General features: G+C 34.0%; 10 protein-coding genes. All 10 read left to right on the top strand.

The window, feature by feature from the left end; all coding sequences use genetic code 11:
- Positions 1–15: 15 nt before the first annotated feature.
- The 10 genes from CLV91_RS16960 to CLV91_RS11410 all read left to right on the top strand — a co-directional run bounded on the left by CLV91_RS16960 (position 16) and on the right by CLV91_RS11410 (position 17,226).
- Positions 16–1,164 carry a mandelate racemase/muconate lactonizing enzyme family protein gene (locus CLV91_RS16960; protein ID WP_211333219.1) on the top strand — a complete coding sequence of 383 codons (1,149 nt, stop codon included), beginning with the start codon at positions 16–18 and terminating at the stop codon, positions 1,162–1,164.
- Between the two features lie 3 nt (positions 1,165–1,167).
- Positions 1,168–2,604: an aldehyde dehydrogenase family protein gene (locus CLV91_RS16955; RefSeq protein ID WP_211333218.1), complete on the top strand. Its 1,437-nt coding sequence runs from the start codon at positions 1,168–1,170 to the stop codon at positions 2,602–2,604.
- 26 nt (positions 2,605–2,630) lie between these two features.
- Positions 2,631–3,395 (top strand): HpcH/HpaI aldolase family protein, encoded by a 765-nt coding sequence (locus CLV91_RS11445; RefSeq protein ID WP_121068063.1) that lies wholly within the window; start codon positions 2,631–2,633, stop codon positions 3,393–3,395.
- A gap of 9 nt (positions 3,396–3,404) precedes the next feature.
- On the top strand, positions 3,405–5,492 hold the full coding sequence (locus CLV91_RS11440) for a hypothetical protein (protein ID WP_121068061.1): 2,088 nt from the start codon (positions 3,405–3,407) through the stop codon (positions 5,490–5,492).
- 68 nt (positions 5,493–5,560) lie between these two features.
- On the top strand, positions 5,561–8,809 hold the full coding sequence (locus CLV91_RS11435; RefSeq protein ID WP_121068059.1) for a glycoside hydrolase family 2 TIM barrel-domain containing protein: 3,249 nt from the start codon (positions 5,561–5,563) through the stop codon (positions 8,807–8,809).
- Between the two features lie 11 nt (positions 8,810–8,820).
- Positions 8,821–9,141: a VOC family protein gene (locus tag CLV91_RS11430; protein WP_121068057.1), complete on the top strand. Its 321-nt coding sequence runs from the start codon at positions 8,821–8,823 to the stop codon at positions 9,139–9,141.
- A 465-nt stretch (positions 9,142–9,606) separates the two neighbouring features.
- Positions 9,607–12,858 carry a SusC/RagA family TonB-linked outer membrane protein gene (locus CLV91_RS11425; protein WP_245987183.1) on the top strand — a complete coding sequence of 1,084 codons (3,252 nt, stop codon included), beginning with the start codon at positions 9,607–9,609 and terminating at the stop codon, positions 12,856–12,858.
- Positions 12,859–12,869: 11 nt separating this feature from the next.
- Positions 12,870–14,627, top strand: a complete 1,758-nt coding sequence (locus tag CLV91_RS11420) for a RagB/SusD family nutrient uptake outer membrane protein (RefSeq protein ID WP_121068053.1) — start codon at positions 12,870–12,872, stop codon at positions 14,625–14,627.
- A 140-nt stretch (positions 14,628–14,767) separates the two neighbouring features.
- Positions 14,768–16,054, top strand: coding sequence for an MFS transporter (locus CLV91_RS11415; protein ID WP_121068051.1), 1,287 nt, complete (start codon positions 14,768–14,770; stop codon positions 16,052–16,054).
- An 11-nt stretch (positions 16,055–16,065) separates the two neighbouring features.
- Positions 16,066–17,226, top strand: a complete 1,161-nt coding sequence (locus CLV91_RS11410; protein WP_121068049.1) for a mandelate racemase/muconate lactonizing enzyme family protein — start codon at positions 16,066–16,068, stop codon at positions 17,224–17,226.
- Positions 17,227–17,235 lie beyond the last annotated feature (9 nt).

Genomic DNA, 17,235 nt, shown 5'->3' with positions numbered 1-17,235 from the left:
TATATAAATATAAACATGAAAATAAAATCTATAGAGAGTTTTATTCTTGCAGATAAGTTAAAAGAGAGTTTTTACTTTTCGCAATGGGAATATTCGGAAAGAAGAATATGTATTGTTAAGGTAACAAGTACTACGGGGCATGTTGGTTATGGAGAGGGCTATGGTCCTGCAGGTTTAATAAAAGCGGGAATTGAGCACTTAACACCATATGTAGTTGGGCAAAATGCTTTGGAAACAGAAACTATATGGAGTACTATGTATAGGAGAACGTTAGATTTTGCAAGAAGAGGTGTGCTTGTGTCTGCAATAAGTGCTATAGATGTAGCATTGTGGGATTTAAAAGGTAAAATTCTAGAACAGCCAGTTCATTTACTTTTAGGAGGAAAAAAAAGAGATACTATAGTGCCATACGCAACAGGAATGTATTTTACTCATGGAGGGAACATGCCCCATAAATTAGCTAAAGAGGCTAAAGGTTATGCAGATATGGGTTATAAAGCCATGAAGATGAAGGTTGGTTTAACTATAGAGGAAGATATAGAAAATGTAAAACAAATTAGAGAAGCTATTGGGCCTAAGGTAAAATTAATGATAGATGCTAACCATGCATATAATTTACGCGAGGCAGTGCAATTAGCACAAGCAGTAGAGAAATATGATATTTCTTGGTTTGAGGAACCAATTTCACCAGAATATTATAACCAATATGCAGAACTAAGAGAAAAAACAAACATTCCAATTTCTGGAGGAGAGTGCGAGTATCTTCGTTTTGGATTTCAAACATTATTACAATCTAAAAGTGTAGATATAGCGCAGCCAGATATATGTTCTACAGGAGGTCTTACAGAGGCTAAACGTATAGCAACATTAGCTACTGTTTATGGTGTAGAAGTAGTGCCTCATACATGGGGTACAGGTATTGCTTTTTCTGCAGCACTACATTTCATAAGTAATATAGATTGTATGCCTGGAAGATTAAGGTCTCCAGAGTGTTATATAGAACATGATAGAACGGAAAATGGCTTACGAGATGAGCTTACAACTAGTGATATGGTCTTTGATAAAGGGGTAATAAAGATATCTGATAAACCAGGACTTGGTTTTACTTTAAATGAAGATGCTTTGCATAAGTATGCATGCAGTGAATATGTTTTAAAAAGTTAAAAAATGGAATTCGGAAACAAGAAATTATATATAAATGGGGAGCTTGTAAATGCTTCTAACGGAGAAACGTTTACAGTTATTTCTCCAGCAACAGAAAAAGAAGTAGCCACAATTCCTTCGGCTACTCTGGAAGATACAGAAAGAGCATTAATTACAGCGCAAGAGGGTTTTGAGTCTTGGTCTAAACTACCTATTAAAGTAAGATTAGAGTGGATTGATAAATTGCGAAATAAAATTATTGAAAATAGCGATTTACTTCGTAATAGTATTATGCATGAAATGGGTAAAACTTGGGAGGGTAGCGAGGAAGACCTTACTAGTATTACCAATTCTTTACAGTATTATTCAGAAGAAATTGTAAAACGTACAGATATTGGAATAGAAGATAAAGAAGGTACGCATGAACATAAAATGGTCTCACAGCCTCTTGGTGTTGCGGTAGCTTTTTTAGCATACAATTTTCCGTTATTAAATCTTGGATTTAAGCTTGGGCCTGCATTAGCGGCTGGTTGTAGTATTATTTTAAAGGCATCGGAATTTTCTCCTCTTTCTGCACACATAATTGGAGAGCTGTGTCACGAGATTAATTTTCCAAAAGGTGTAGTTACTGTTATTTCAGGAAAAAGAGAAAATGTTGGTATTCCTCTATGTGAGAGTAAAATTCCAAGGTTAATTACAATGATAGGTTCTACGGAAACTGCTCAAAAGTTAATAGAGCAAAGCAGTAGAACTTCTATTAAAAGATACAGTATGGAGTGTGGTGGTAATGCGCCCTTTATTGTTAATGCAGATGCAGATATGGAGTTGGCTATTAACATTGGAGCTGCATTAAAAATTGGAAATACCGGACAAATATGTGTTGCTCCAAATAGATTTTATGTACACGAATCTGTGATGGAGGAATTTGTAAAAGGTATTAAGAAGAAGTTCGAAAATGCTAAAATCGGATTTGGAAGAGAGAATAAACCAGATATGGGACCTTTGGCAAATGCTGCGTCAGTAACTAAGGTAGATGGGATTGTTAAAAAGGCAATTGAGCAAGGAGGAAAAGTAATTACTGGGGGTAATATAATGGATAGAGTTGGGCATTATTATGAGCCAACTTTAGTTGTACTCGAAGATCAGAATGCTGAAATTTTTCAGCATGAAATTTTCGGACCAGTGGCTATGGTTACAACGTTTAAAACTCAAGAAGAGGCGTTACAGTTGTCAAATAATACTGATGCTGGCTTAGCTTCTTATGTGTTTTCTAAAAATGAAGAAACATTACAGTTTTTTGCCAACGGTTTAGAGTTTGGTGAAGTGCAGTTAAATGGTGTTAAGTATGATATTTACTTACCTCATGGAGGTGTTAAGAATAGTGGTATAGGAGTAGATTGTTCTACGTATGCTTTGGATGATTATTTGGTGAAAAAGAGAGTTACAAAAGCTTTAGTATAGTATAAATTAATGATGAAGGTTTTAGAATGAGAAAGAATAATTTAAAAGAAGCTTTAGCACAAGGTAAAACTGTAGTAGGACCTTTTTGTAAAATGCAAGACCCCGCAATAGTTGAATTAGCTGCATTAGCTGGTTTCGATTTTATAATAATAGATATGGAACACGGTCCTTTTAGTATAGAAGGGGCTCAGCAAATGGTAAGAGCTGCAGAAGCAAGAGGTATAACACCAGTTGTTCGTGTAACAGAAAATAGCGAAACATTAATACTAAGAACTTTAGATATTGGTGTGCAATGCATACAAGTGCCCCAAGTAGGTAAGAAAGAAGATGCAGAAAAAGTGGTAAATGCTACATTGTTTCATCCAAAAGGGGAACGAGGAATGTGTCGTTATGTTCGTGCAGCGGAATATACGAATGTAAAAAAAGAACACCATTTTGGAGGTTCTAATGATGCTATTCTTTCTATAGTTCATATAGAAGGTTTAGAAGGAATAGAAAATCTTTCGGAAATAGTAAAAACAGATATTGATGTTATATTCCTAGGGCCTTATGATTTATCTCAATCTTGTGGTGTTCCAGGTCAGGTACATCATGAAAAAGTCGTAAACCGTATGGAGCAAGCAGTGCTTTTGGCAAAACAAAATGGGAAAGCAATTGGTACGTTTGTAGAAACGCCAGAGGATGCAAAAAAATGGTCAGACATTGGAGTGCAATACCTTTCTTACTCAGTAGATGTAGGTATAGTAATGAATGCTTTTAAAGATATAACAATGGCTTTAGAGACTAACTAAAAGAGAATTATGAGAGTAAGTAAAGTAGTAAATTTTTTATGTATACTACTATGTTTTTTGTTTTGTTGTAGTTGTACAGTTGATAAAAAACAAGTTGGTGTTTCAAAAAAAGAAGTTTCTGTCATTGTTCTGGAAAACAGCTTAATAAAAGTATCCGTTAATGATCATACAGGTTGTTTTAATGTTTTAGAAAAAACTACTGGACAAACTTGGAATTCTGATCCATGGGAAAATGCAGCGGGTTTACTTACGGTTCAAAATTCAAAAGGAAAAAAAGAAGATTTAAATCTGTCTAGTAGTAAAGAGGTAAATGTTGTTAAAAAGAATGATTCTATCATTCTTATCACATTTAAATCTCCTGCTTTTTTAGATGAAACTTTTGCGGAAGGAGTGGTTGTTGGTAGTGAATTACGACTAAATGCTAAAACATCAAGATTAGACATAGAAGTTGTAAACCATGAAAACGGAAACTATAAAGTTTCGGATCTAAGATATCCTGCACGTCAATTTAGCTTAAAAACTGATATAGATAAAGGAGCGGCAGTAATTCCTCAAAAACAAGGAGTTATTTGTCCGTCTTATATTTTTCCAATGAATGGTGGTCGTTTCTGTAAATGGGATGATGCTACTTATAATGGCAAGTCTTTTGGGGCATTAGAATTGTTTAACAATGGTACAGGATTAACCATGCCATGGTGGGGAACTTATAATGAAAAGTCTGCAGTAGTTGGTATTGTAGACGTTTCTGCTCGTCCAAGTATGTTGTACAATATTAATAATAACGGTCAATATCTTTTTAATTCAAAAGGTAAAATGTCTACCTATGAAAGAGTTGTTTTTCTGGACCCAATCTGGAAATTGGATAAGGAAGAAGGTAAAATGCAAATTAGCTACTATTTTATTCCTAATGGTAACTATGTAGATATGGCAAAAATCTATAAAAAAGAAGCTATTAAAAGGGGGTACTTTGTAACCCTAAAAGATAAAGCAAAAAGAGATCCTAACGTTAATAAATTGCCTGGGTCTATTTATATGGGTGTTTATGGTGGTTACCCACATTATGTGAATATGCCTGGAATGGCTTTTAATTTTGATGAGTTAAAAGAAATGATAAGGGTTACACATGATGAATTAAAGGTAGATAATGCTTTTTTCCATGCCTGGGGAACTTTTTCCAATTTTGTACCTAATAACTGGCCAATAAATGAAGATTTAGGTGGTGTTTCTAAATTAAAAGCAGCGGTAGACCTTACTAAAAAGTATGGTTATTTATATTCTTCCTACCACGCTTATTCGCCTATGCTAGAAAATGATCCAGATTTTACTACAGATGTAATGGAGTTAGATAAAGATGGCAAGTTATTGAGAACTGGGAGTAGATGGGCACGTGTGGATCCAAAATTTCAATTAGATTATGCTAAAAAAAGTATAGAAAAAGAAATTGCAGCTCTTGGCCTAGAGGCCGATATTACGGATATAAGTTTTGGTAGGTACCCAGAAACAGGAAATGAAGGTAGGTTGGCTTTAGCTAAATATATAGATTCTTTAAATGTTGTTAATGGTACAGAACATGGGCAGGAACAATGGATTCCTTATTTTGATATGTTTGAAGGGATGACGTATTTAGAGGATCGTCCTCTATCTCAAATATCACACCAAGCACCATTATTTAATTTGGTATATCATGAAGCTATTGCAAATTTTGGTAAAATTCAAGACCCAGATAATGAAGTAACTGCAAATGGTGATTTTAGAATTAAGGCGTTACAAAGCATGCTTTACGGTCGAGGAATTACTATATTTTTTGCTCCTTATGAGTTTGATGGCATGCGTCCATTAATAAAAATGGCAAATGAGTTAGTTAGTCCAGTACACAGAGAAACTTTCTTTTCAGAATTAAAAAGGCATGAATATTTAAGTGCAGATTTTAAGGTGCAAAGAAGTCGTTTTTCTACAGGAACAGAAGTGTTAGTAAATCTAGGTCCTGTTTCACAAAAAATAGAAAACGGAACGGTAATTCCTGGTTATGGTTTTAAAATTACAATGAGTAACGGAGCAGTAAGAAAAGGGAATTTTGAGGTTAGCCTTAAGTTTTAATTAAGTTATTTTGAGTTAACTCTATTTATTCTAAAGATAGATTAACATATTTATAGAATCTTTTATTTATGAAAAATTACGTAGCTACTCTATTGTTTTTAATAGTAGGGTTTAGTGGTATTTATGCCCAAAATGATTGGGAAAACGAGTTAATGTTCGAGCAGAATAAAATGCGTTCTCGTGTTCCAAGTTATTCTTATTCCACCCATGAAGATGCATTAAAAGGAAATAGAGATGTATCTAGAATGAAAACTTTAAATGGAGCTTGGAAATTTAATTTTGTAGAAAAATCTTCGGATAGACCTCAGGATTTTATTGCTAAAGATTTTTCAGGAAATAAAGAGAATTGGAAAGAGATACCTGTCCCTTCTAATTGGGAATTAGAAGGATATGGGCAACCAATTTACTCTAATATAATTTATCCTTTTACTCCAGATATTGCTAATGGTGGTAAGCGTAATTTTAATTACATGGGGCCGCATCCTCCACAGTTTCCATATATAGAAAATTATAGGGATAATCCAGTAGGTAGTTATTATAGAGATTTTACAATTCCTGAGAATTGGAAAGAGCAATCTATTATTTTGCATTTTGGAGGTGTATCTTCTGCTTTTTATGTATGGGTAAATGGTAAAAAAGTAGGGTATAGCCAAGGAAGTAGATTAGCAGCAGAATTTGATGTTACTGATTTTTTAACGGAAGGTACTAATAGAGTAGCTGTTCAAGTATTTAGATGGAGTGATGGTAGTTACCTAGAGGATCAAGATATGTGGCGTTTAAGTGGCATACATAGGGAGGTTATGTTACTAGCACAGCCAAAAATTGCTTTAAACGATTTTTTTGTTAGAACAAAGTTCGATGCCGATTTAAAAGATGCTAAATTAGAAATACGTCCACATTTATGGATGAAAGGAGATGAAGAGGAGCTTAAAGATTGGAAGATAAATGCAGAACTTTACGATGCCAATAATGAAAAAGTTTTATTAGAGACTATGTCTTGTTCTGTGGAAGATGTACATTTTGAAAGATGGCCTCAACGCGATATAACAAAATTTGCATTTTTAGAAGCAAATATTAAAAGTCCTAAAAAATGGTCATCAGAGAAACCTTATTTGTACACTCTAGTTTTGGATGTTACAGATCCAAATGGTAAAATCGTAGAATCAAGAAGTCAAAAAGTAGGATTTAGGCATATTTCCTTTAGTGATAAAAGTGAATTATTAGTTAATGGGAAGTCTGTAAAAATAAAAGGAGTTAATCGCCATGATCACCATCCTGTAACAGGAAAAGCACTAACAAGAAAGGATTTAGAAGATGATGTTAAATTGTTGAAAAAATTCAATTTTAATGCAGTGCGTACTTCTCATTATCCAAACGACCCATATTTCTACGAGTTGTGTAATACATATGGTCTTTATGTTATGGATGAGGCAAATATAGAAACGCATCATTTGGGTAGTTATGCGCCACAGCAACCAAGTTTGGCTATTCCTATTTTAAGTAGAATTATGCGTATGATAGATAGGGATAAAAATAACCCTAGTATTATTTCATGGTCTATGGGTAATGAAGCTGGTTCAGGCCCTGCATTTGCAGCGGCGGCAGGTTGGATTAGAGATTATGACCCTTCACGTTTTATTCATTATGAAGGCGCGCAGGGAGACCCAACCGACCCTAACTATAAAGAAGGTGATGAAGGACAAAAATTATTTAGAGGACCGGCACATGCTAATCCAGATGATCCTGACTATGTAGATGTGTTAAGTAGAATGTATCCAGAAATTTACCAACTAGAAGCAATGGCTAGTAGTAAGCATATTGATAGGCCTATTATTATGTGCGAATATGCACATGCAATGGGTAATTCTATAGGTGGGTTAGGAGAGTATTGGGATCTGATAAATGCGAAACCTAATCTTATAGGAGGTTTTATTTGGGATATGATAGATCAGGGCTTAGAGGCTACTAATGATAAAGGAGAAAAATACTATGCCTACGGAGGAGATTTTGGAGATATACCCAACGATAAGAATTTTTGTATAAATGGAGTTTTTACTCCAGACAGAAAGCCAAATCCGCATGCTTGGGAATGTAAGTATATTTTTCAACCATTTAGTTTCAAAGATTCGGATATAAAAAATGGAAAAGTAACCGCTATAAACCATTTAAATTTCACAGATTTAAGTGCTTATGAAGTTAGATGGACACTTTCTGAAAACGGTAAGCAATTACAATCTGGTATATTAAAAGATATAAATGTAAAAGCAGCCGGTTCTAACACTCTTGTTATCCCTTTTAAAAAAGTTAAGTATAAACAAGAGTCAGAATATTGGGTTAAAATTAGTGTACATGAAAAAGGGAATCGTTTTTGGGCAGAAAAAGGTTTTGAAGTGGCTAAAGACCAAATCCTTTTAAAACCTAGAAAATTTTCTAATACTAATACTTCTTCATCTAAAACAATTGTAGATGTAAAAGAGAGTTTAGAAGAAATTATAGTTTCATCAAAGCACTTTTCTGGAAAAGTATCTAAGAGTACAGGGGAGCTAGTTTCTTTAATTGTAAACAAAAAAGAACAGATAGCTTCACCATTAAAACCTAATTTTTATCGTCCACCAATAGATAATGATTTAAAAGGGGCAAGTAGTAGAATGTTTAAAAAATCTAAAGAGTTTTGGGAATTTTTAGCAGATAAGCTAGAGACTACTTCTGTAACTAGTGTTTCGGAAAACGTTAATGAAGCTAAAATTCTTGTTAGTAAGCAGTATAAAAATGATGTGAAGCTAGATATCATTTATAAATTTTTGAGTGATGGGAAAGTAATTGTTACTATGAATATGGATGCTAAGGAGTCTTTACCAGGTCTTGTAAGGTTTGGTTTAACAATGGGAGTTCCGGATACTTTTAAAAATACTACATTTTATGGGAAGGGACCTTGGGAAAATTATATAGATAGAAAGCGTGGTGCAGAGGTAGATGAGTTTTTTTTTAAAACAGATGCATTGTTCTATAATTATATATACCCTCAAGAAAATGGAAATAGGTCAGATGTTAGGTGGCTAAAATTAACAGAATCTAATAAAAATGGCCTTACTATTGAAGGAGCGCCAGATTTTAGTTTTTCAATTTGGCCATATTCTGCTAAAAATATTACAGAAGCAAATCATCCTTATGATTTAAAAAAGCAGGGTTATTATACTTTAAATCTAGATTTAGTGCAAATGAGTGTTGGTGGAACGTTGTCTGAAACATTGCCACAGTTTATTTTAAAATCTGGGAAATATAATTTTGAAATTGTTCTTAAGGCATCAAATAAATAAAATATAAAATTATGGATTACGAATTTAGTCACATTGGAATACCAACAACAGAAGACAAAGAATGGGATGGTTTTTATGAACCGGGAAAAATACATTATACAGAGTTTGATATAGATGAATATAAAATAGAATGGGTAAAGTTTGATGACGATAGTCCAATGCCAGAAATGATAAAAACTCTACCACATGTTGCTTATTTAGTTGATAATATGGAAAAAGCACTTAAGGGTAAAAAAATGTTAGTTGAAACTTTTTCTCCAGGCGAAGGAGTTAAGGTTGCATTTATAGTACATAACGGATCTCCAGTAGAGTTTATGGAGATTGCGCAATAAATTCCCTCAAGTAGTATTTTAAGTTTATTCAGTAAAAGGCTTTCTACATGGTAGTATGCCTTTTTTTATGTCTTATAGTTAAAGTGTAAATAAGCTTTAAATAGACATGTTTTTTCTAAGTGTCTAGTTTTTGTCTAGTTTATTCTAAAGGCTAATTTTATATCTATTTGATAATGAGTAGACTTTATTTTTTTACTTAAAACTGCCATTTGGTTAAAATAATGTTAATGTAGGTTAAATTTTGCTAAGAGATACACAATTATTTCCTCTTCTTTTGTAAACATGTTATTATGGCTTTGATAAAATAAAGCTTTAAATATTTTCTATTAACAAACTAAAACTAACTTAAAATGAGAAAATGGTAAAAGAAGTAAAAAAAACAGGAAAGTACTGGCATACTTCCCTGTAGTGTTAACAGAGCAAGAACTAACTAAAAAAATGTAATCACTCTAACGTATTAAACTTATGAAAAAAAAATGTAAAACTAACACTTATTCAGCCAGCTCTTTTAGCTTAAAGGGGTCTAAAGGGTATAGGATGAGTGTTTTAAAAATGATTTGTTGTGGTCTTTTATTGGGGCTAACAAGTGTGTCATACGCAAATCTAGAAGCGCCATTAAGTAAAATAACTTTTAATGAGGATCAAGAAATAACAATTAATGGAAACGTTTCTGATGAACTAGGGCCATTAGCAGGTGTAACTGTAATGGTAAAAGGAACAACTAATGGTACTTCAACAGATTTTGATGGTAACTACTCTATAAATGTAGAGGGAAGTAATGCTGTTTTAGTCTTCTCTTATATTGGTTATAAAGATAAAGAGGTAACAATTGGTTCAAATACAACAGTAAATGTTGTTTTAGAACAAGATGTTGCAGGACTAGATGAGGTTGTTGTTGTTGGATATTCTACTAAGAAAAGAGGAGAGCTTACAGGTTCTGTAAGTACTATTAGTAGTGAGGCTATTGCACAAACATCAAGTAAAGATGTTGCAAAATCTTTAGCTGGTAGGGCTTCAGGATTAATTATTAGTGACCGTGGTGGAGTGCCAGGTGCTGGAAATGGAGCTGGAGGAAATACTCAGGATGATGCAACCACTATATTAATTCGTGGTAAATCTACTTTGGGTAACAATAGCCCATTAATACTTATTGATGGTGTTCCTTCGGAGTCGTTTTCTCAATTAGCGCCACAAGATATTGCTTCGCTTACTGTTCTTAAGGATGGTGCAGCTGCAATATATGGGTCAAGAGCAGCAAACGGCGTAATTTTAGTTACAACAAAAAGAGGTAAATCTGGTAAGCCTTCAATAAATTTCTCTACATCTTATAATGTTTCTTCTTTTACAAAAAGACCACACTTAATGGATATGAGACAGTTTGCGACTTATAGGAATGAGGTTCTTAGAAGAGATGACCCTAATGCCGCTCCTGCTTTTACTGAAGAAGATATTGTTAACTCGCCAAATACAGATTGGGCAGATTTAACTTTAGCTAGTAGTTCACCAGAATCTAGGACTTCTCTTTCGGTTTCTGGAGGTACGGATAAGGCTAAGTATTTTGTGAGCGGAGATTTTATTGATCAAAAAGGTTTGTTCCGTTCAGGAGCCTTAGGTTTTAAACAATATCAAATACGTAGTAATGTTGATGTTAATATAACGGACGATTTTAAACTTGGGGTGGATTTATCTGCTAGGTTTGGAAAATCAACAGCTCCTGGAGTAGATAATAATAATATTTATAAATTAATTTTTGGTACACCTCCAGATGAAATAGGTAGATATCCAAATGGTCTTCCTGCGCGTGGAGGTGATGAAGGGAACCCTATTTTAACCTCTAGTAATGCGTCTGGTTTTGATAATAACTATCGTAACAATATAACTGGTCGTTTTACAGTGGATTATAACTTGGATAAAATTTTAAAAGGGTTAAGTATTAAAGGATTTACTGGTTTTAGAAAGTTAAATACAGATAGTAAGTCATGGTATACTCCTTGGACGTTTTATGCACAACAAGATGATGGTACTTTCACATCTGAGATTGGGTCTAACCAAACTGGTCAAGAAAGAATTTTAAGAGAGGATTTTACTAAATTTGATGAACAAATTTACAATGCTCGTATTCATTATTCTAATATTTTTGGTGATCATTCGGTTAACACATTTGTTGGTATGGAGCGTATTGACAATGAGTCTAGTAACTTCTTTGCTCAGAAAATTGGCGGATTTCCAAATCCAACAAGTGGTGAGTTGTTTCAAGGAAATAATGGTGATACACAGTCTTCAAGTGGTACTAGTTCTGAATTTAAAAGACAGGATTTCTTTGGTTCCTTGTCATATGATTATGATAAAAGATACTTTATTGACTTAACATTGCGTCACGATGGTTCTAGTAGATTTGGAGAAGGAAAACGTTATGGTACATTCCCAAGTGCAGCAGTATCTTGGTCTATTGGAAATGAAAAGTTTTTGGAAAATTCTAGCTGGATAAATGCTTTGAAACTAAGAGCTTCTTGGTCAGAAATGGGTAATGATCGTATAGGGCCAAACCAGTTCCTTTCCTTGTTTGATTATGGAACAAATGTAGCAGGTAATAATCCTTTAGGGGCACCTATTCCTAACTATTATATTTTTGGAGAAACTGGAACTAATTTTCTTAATACCTATAACGTTAATAGACTTGCAAATACAGATGTAACTTGGGAGACTGCTCAAATGCAGAACATAGGTTTAAATTTTACATTATTTGAAAATAAATTATCTGGTGATATAAATTATTTCTATCAAAAAAGAGCTGATATTTTAGTCAGCAGAGGTGCTGAAATTCCTCAGTTTATTGGTTTGCAAACATCACAAATTCCTGATGAAAATGTTGGTGAAACCAAGAGCTATGGTTTTGAATTTGAGTTAGCTTGGAATGATGCTTTGAATGATAATTTCTCTTATAACATAGGAATGAATTTTACGCAGGCTAAAAATGAGGTAGTTTCTTTACCTGAGGGTAGTAATATTTCTGATGAATTAAAAAGATCAGGGAAGCCTATTGATTCTTATATAGTTTATCCTACCAACGGTATCTTTAGAGACCAAGCACAGGTAGATGCTACACCAATAAAAAGAGCAGGAACAGTAGAAGGTGAACCTATTTATACGGATACTAATGGAGATAATGTAGTTAATGATGATGATAGGATTAGAACTTCAACTTCAGCTATTCCGGAAATACAATATGGTGTTTATGGTGGTATTAATTATAAAGATTTTAGTTTAAACTTCCTATTTCAAGGACAAGCCGAAGCAGAGACATTAGTATATTTTGATTCAAATGGTACGTCACCTGAATTTGTATTTAATGAAAGATGGACTCCAGAAAACAGGAATTCCATTTACCCAAGAGCTTTTGCAAGAGGGGATGCTTATAGTGCAGTGCAAAATGAAGTGCCAGGGCAACCAAATGGTGGTTTTCAAGGTGCAGATATATACTATTTTGACGCTTCTTTTGTTCGACTTAAAGAGGTGGAATTAGCCTATACCATAAAAAAGGATATAATTAAAGGTGCAGATATTCGTCTTTTTGCTAGAGGGTACAATTTAGCAACCTTCTATTCAGATATCTGGGATTTAGGCTTAGATCCAGAGGCAACAGGTTATTATAACTTTCAAAGTGCACTTTATACGCCTTTAAAAACGTATACACTAGGTGTTAATTTTAGTTTCTAAAAAAAAAATATATGAAAAATTATAAATTATTTAAAAGATTAGGTACACTAGTACTAACGACTGTCTTTTTTGTCCTTGGCAGTTGTGAAGAAAGTTTAGAAATAGATGTTAGGGATTCTTTTGCCAGTGATTTGGTATTGAGTACCCCTGAACAAGTAGAATTGTTGTTATTTTCCACGTATAATAGTACGGACTCTTGGGGCGTAGCCAGAAGAGGGTTTTGGGGAAAACGTTTTGGTATTGAAGGAGCATCTTTTGAGGCTAGAATGAATTTTAATGCTTCTACGCAAGGTTTAGATCGTTTCCGATTATTACCAGGTTGGACTGCGGGTAATCCTGGAGAATTTAGATTTAAATGGCAGGATACTTGGCCTTTTGTTAGACAAGCAAATGTTTTTCTAGAATTGGTTGAAGGTAGTCCAGCTCAGGAGCTAGATCCAGATAGAATAGAGGAGTTAAAAGCGGAAATGCGTTTTTTAAGAGCTAATGTGTATGCAAAACTTATCAAATATTTTGGTGCTGTTCCAATTTTAACAACAGCGGCTACTTTAGATGATAATTTTGATATTCCACGTAATACGTATCAAGAATGTGTAGATTTTATTGTAAGTGAGTTGGATGTTGTTATTCCATTGCTTCCAGAAACAAGACCTGCTGGAGAATTTGGACGTGCAACAAAGCTTTCTGCTATGGCTGTTAAATCAAGAGTATTACTTTATGCGGCAAGCGACTTACATGATCCAGCAATGGCGCCACAATCTTCTAATTTAGAGCTTTATACTTACAATAGCGCAAACAAATGGCAAAACGCTGCTGATGCTGCTAAAGACATTATTGATATGGTGGGGGATAGAGATTTGATTTCTGTTGCAGATGCTAAAGCATATCAAGATTTATTCTTATCTGTTAATCAGGATATTTTATTTGCTAGACCTTTTGGTGGAGCGCTATTTGATTTTGGAACCGATACAAATTCACTTCCGGACAAAACGCAATCACCTAGAGGATTTGACGGATGGTCACTTTCTACACCAACTCATAACTATGTTTTACAATATAACATGGAAGATGGTACTACGACGGACGATGGAACCTACGATCCTAGTAATCCTTACGAAAATAGAGAAATGCGTTTCTATGCAAACATTAATTATCAAGGCGCTTCTTTTAGAGGAAGAGAAATAGATTATTCCATTTCTGTTGATAATACAGTGATAGCTGATGGATTGGATTCCTTTTCAGCAGACCAACAAACTAAAGGTAATTTTAGACACGGTTCTACAACTGGGTATGCTATTCGTAAATTTCAAAACGAAGCTTTAGGAGATAACTTACAACAGACTACTCCTGGAAGACCTTATATTTTATATAGATTGGCAGAAGTATATTTGAACTATGCAGAGGCTATGTACCATATCGGTGATGAAGCTACAGCAAGAACATATGTAAGTAGAGTTTCGCAAAGAGCGTTGCAGCCTGCAATTACAGCTAGTGGTTCAGATTTATTGGAAGCAATAAAAAGAGAAAGAAGAGTAGAGTTAGCTTTTGAAGGACATAACTTTTTTGATGAAAGACGTTGGATGAATGAAGATCACTTAGGATTTGATCTTAGAGGTATTAGCTGGTCCAAAGATTTAACAGGAACTAATTCTTTAACAGAATTCACTATTGAACAAAGACCGTTTGATCAAAAGCAATATTATTTACCAATTCCTTTAACGGAAATTGAAAGAACACCTGCTTTTATTCAAAATGAAGGTTACGAATAATATTTAAAATTCTTGTTTTTAAATTGATTTTTTTAGGTCAATTTAAGAATTGAGTTGAGTTGAGTTAATTTTTAAAACCGAGAGTTGTCATAGCTCTCGGTTTTTTTTGATTAACTCATTATTCTAAAAAAAATGGTTCAATGAAAAAAATAATGAATAGTAAAAAACGCTATAATATTTTAGCATTAATTTTTGGGACTGTAGTTATAAATTATCTAGATAGAACTAATATTTCTGTAGCTGCTGCTGCTATTAGTGAGTCATTAGAGTTAAGTACGGTTCAAATGGGGCTTATTTTTTCGGTATTTGGTATTGCTTATGCTGCTCTACAAATTCCGGGAGGTATAATAGTGGATAAAGTAAGACTTAGGTTTTTGTATGCTTTTATGCTTTTGTTATGGTCTATTGCTACTTTATTTCAGGGTTTTATAAGTTCCTTTAAAGTATTATTAGGATTAAGAGCAAGTATAGGTGTGTTTGAGGCGCCTTCTTATCCTGCAAACAATGCTATTGTTACAAAATGGTTTCCGGAACATGAGCGTGCATCTGCTATAGCTATATATACTTCGGGTCAATTTATTGGTTTGGCATTTTTATTTCCCGTTTTAACTCTAATACAAGATAAAGTAGGGTGGCGAGGATTACTTATTGTATCTGGTATTATTGGAATAGTATGGGCTTTTATTTGGTATGCCTTTTATAGGGATCCTGATCAGCATAAAACGGTAAGTGAGCAGGAATTAAAGCTTATACAAGAAGGAGGTGGACTAGTCAATGTTAGTTCTAAATCTAAAGAAAAAGAAAAGTTTAATTGGGATGATTTTTTTGAAGCTTTTAAACATAAAAAACTTTGGGGAATTTATATAGGACAGTTTTGTATGGGCTCTATGTCTATCTTTTTTTTAACATGGTTTCCAACGTATTTGGTAGAGTATAGAGGGTTAGATTTTATAAAATCTGGCTTCCTAGCTTCCATTCCATTTTTGGCTGCTTTTTGTGGAGTTCTCTTAGCTGGATTTTCTTCAGATTATTTAGTTAAAAAAGGGAGGTCACCAGAGTTTGCAAGAAAGCTACCAGTTCTTGTTGGTTTGGCATTATCATCAACAATTATCGGGGCTAATTTTACAGATAGTACTTTTCTAATCATTATGTTTTTAACAATAGCTTTTTTTGGCAATGGTTTAGCATCTATTACCTGGGTGTTTGTGTCTTTAATAGCGCCTAAAAGAATAATTGGTTTAGTAGGCGGTGTGTTTAATTTAATAGGAGGTTTATCTGCTGTTATAGTGCCTTCAGTAATTGGTTTTTTGGTACAAGACGGCGATTTTAGTCCAGCACTATTTTTTATAGGAGGATTAACCGTTGTAGGTTTTCTTTCCTTTTTATTAGTAGTTGGTAAGGTTAAAAGAATAGAGTTAAAAGAATAATTTTTTAGAATATGAAAATTACAGATATAATAGCGTTTCCAGTAAATATAGCTGGTAGAAGTCAGCTAAATATAAAGATTGAGACGAGTAACGGTATATATGGGTGGGGAGCTTCTGGTATTACGGGAAGAGAACTTGCCGTTATAGGTGCTCTAGAGCATTATAAACCTATATTAATTGGTAAAAACCCAATGCAAATCGGAGCAATATGGCAAGATCTATATAGGGGGCAATATTTTGAAGGAGGAAGAGTGTTAACGGCGGCTATTTCTGCATTAGATATAGCTATGTATGATATTAAAGGAAAAGCTTTGGGAGTTCCTGTATATGAGCTTTTAGGAGGAAAACAAAGGGACTATGTGGAGTGTTTTGCTTCTTTGCGATTTAGTAGTAAAGAAGAGCTGATAGAAAGAGCAAAAATATTAATTAAGGAAGGTTGGCAAATGTTGCGTTTGGCTCCTGCGGAATATGAAGAGGGTAAATATGCTTCTACTTTTGAGCCTAGAGAATCTATTGCAATTATTGCAGATTGGGTAACAGAACTAAGAAAAGAAGTAGGTTCTAAACCTACAATAGGAATTGATTATCACCACAGACTTTCTGTTCCGGAAACCGTTTCTTTTTTACAACGGATGCCTACAGGAACATTAGATTTTATAGAAGAACCAATAAGGGATGAAAGTCCACAAGCATACGAAACATTAAGAGGCATGGTAAATGTTCCTTTTGCCGTTGGCGAGGAATTTGCAAGCAAGTGGCAATTCATGCCTTATTTAGAAAAAGAGCTTACGCAATTTGCTAGGATAGATGTTTGTAATGTAGGAGGAATTACCGAGGCAATGAAAGTAGCGCATATGGCTGAAGCACATTATATAGATTTATTGCCACATAATCCAATTGGTCCTATTTGTACAGCAGCAACGATTCATCTAGCGGCAGCTTGTCCTAATTTTACTTGGTTAGAGGAAATGAATACTCCGGTAGAAAATCCTGGTTTAGATGATATTAATTATTACCCTGTACAGCCAATTTTAGAGGGAAATAGATATAAGGTTAGTAATGCCCCTGGTCTTGGTATTGAGTTTAATGAAGAGTTGGCTCTTAAAGAAGGTTTTAAGCCCGTAGAAACGCCAAGACTAAAACGTAAGGATGGTTCTTTTACTAATTGGTAGATTAAAAAA

Origin of the sequence: Maribacter vaceletii, from assembly GCF_003634105.1 — a bacterium.
In the GTDB taxonomy this organism is placed as follows: Bacteria; Bacteroidota; Bacteroidia; order Flavobacteriales; family Flavobacteriaceae; genus Maribacter_B; species Maribacter_B vaceletii.
This window is presented reverse-complemented; position numbering and strand designations above follow the sequence as displayed.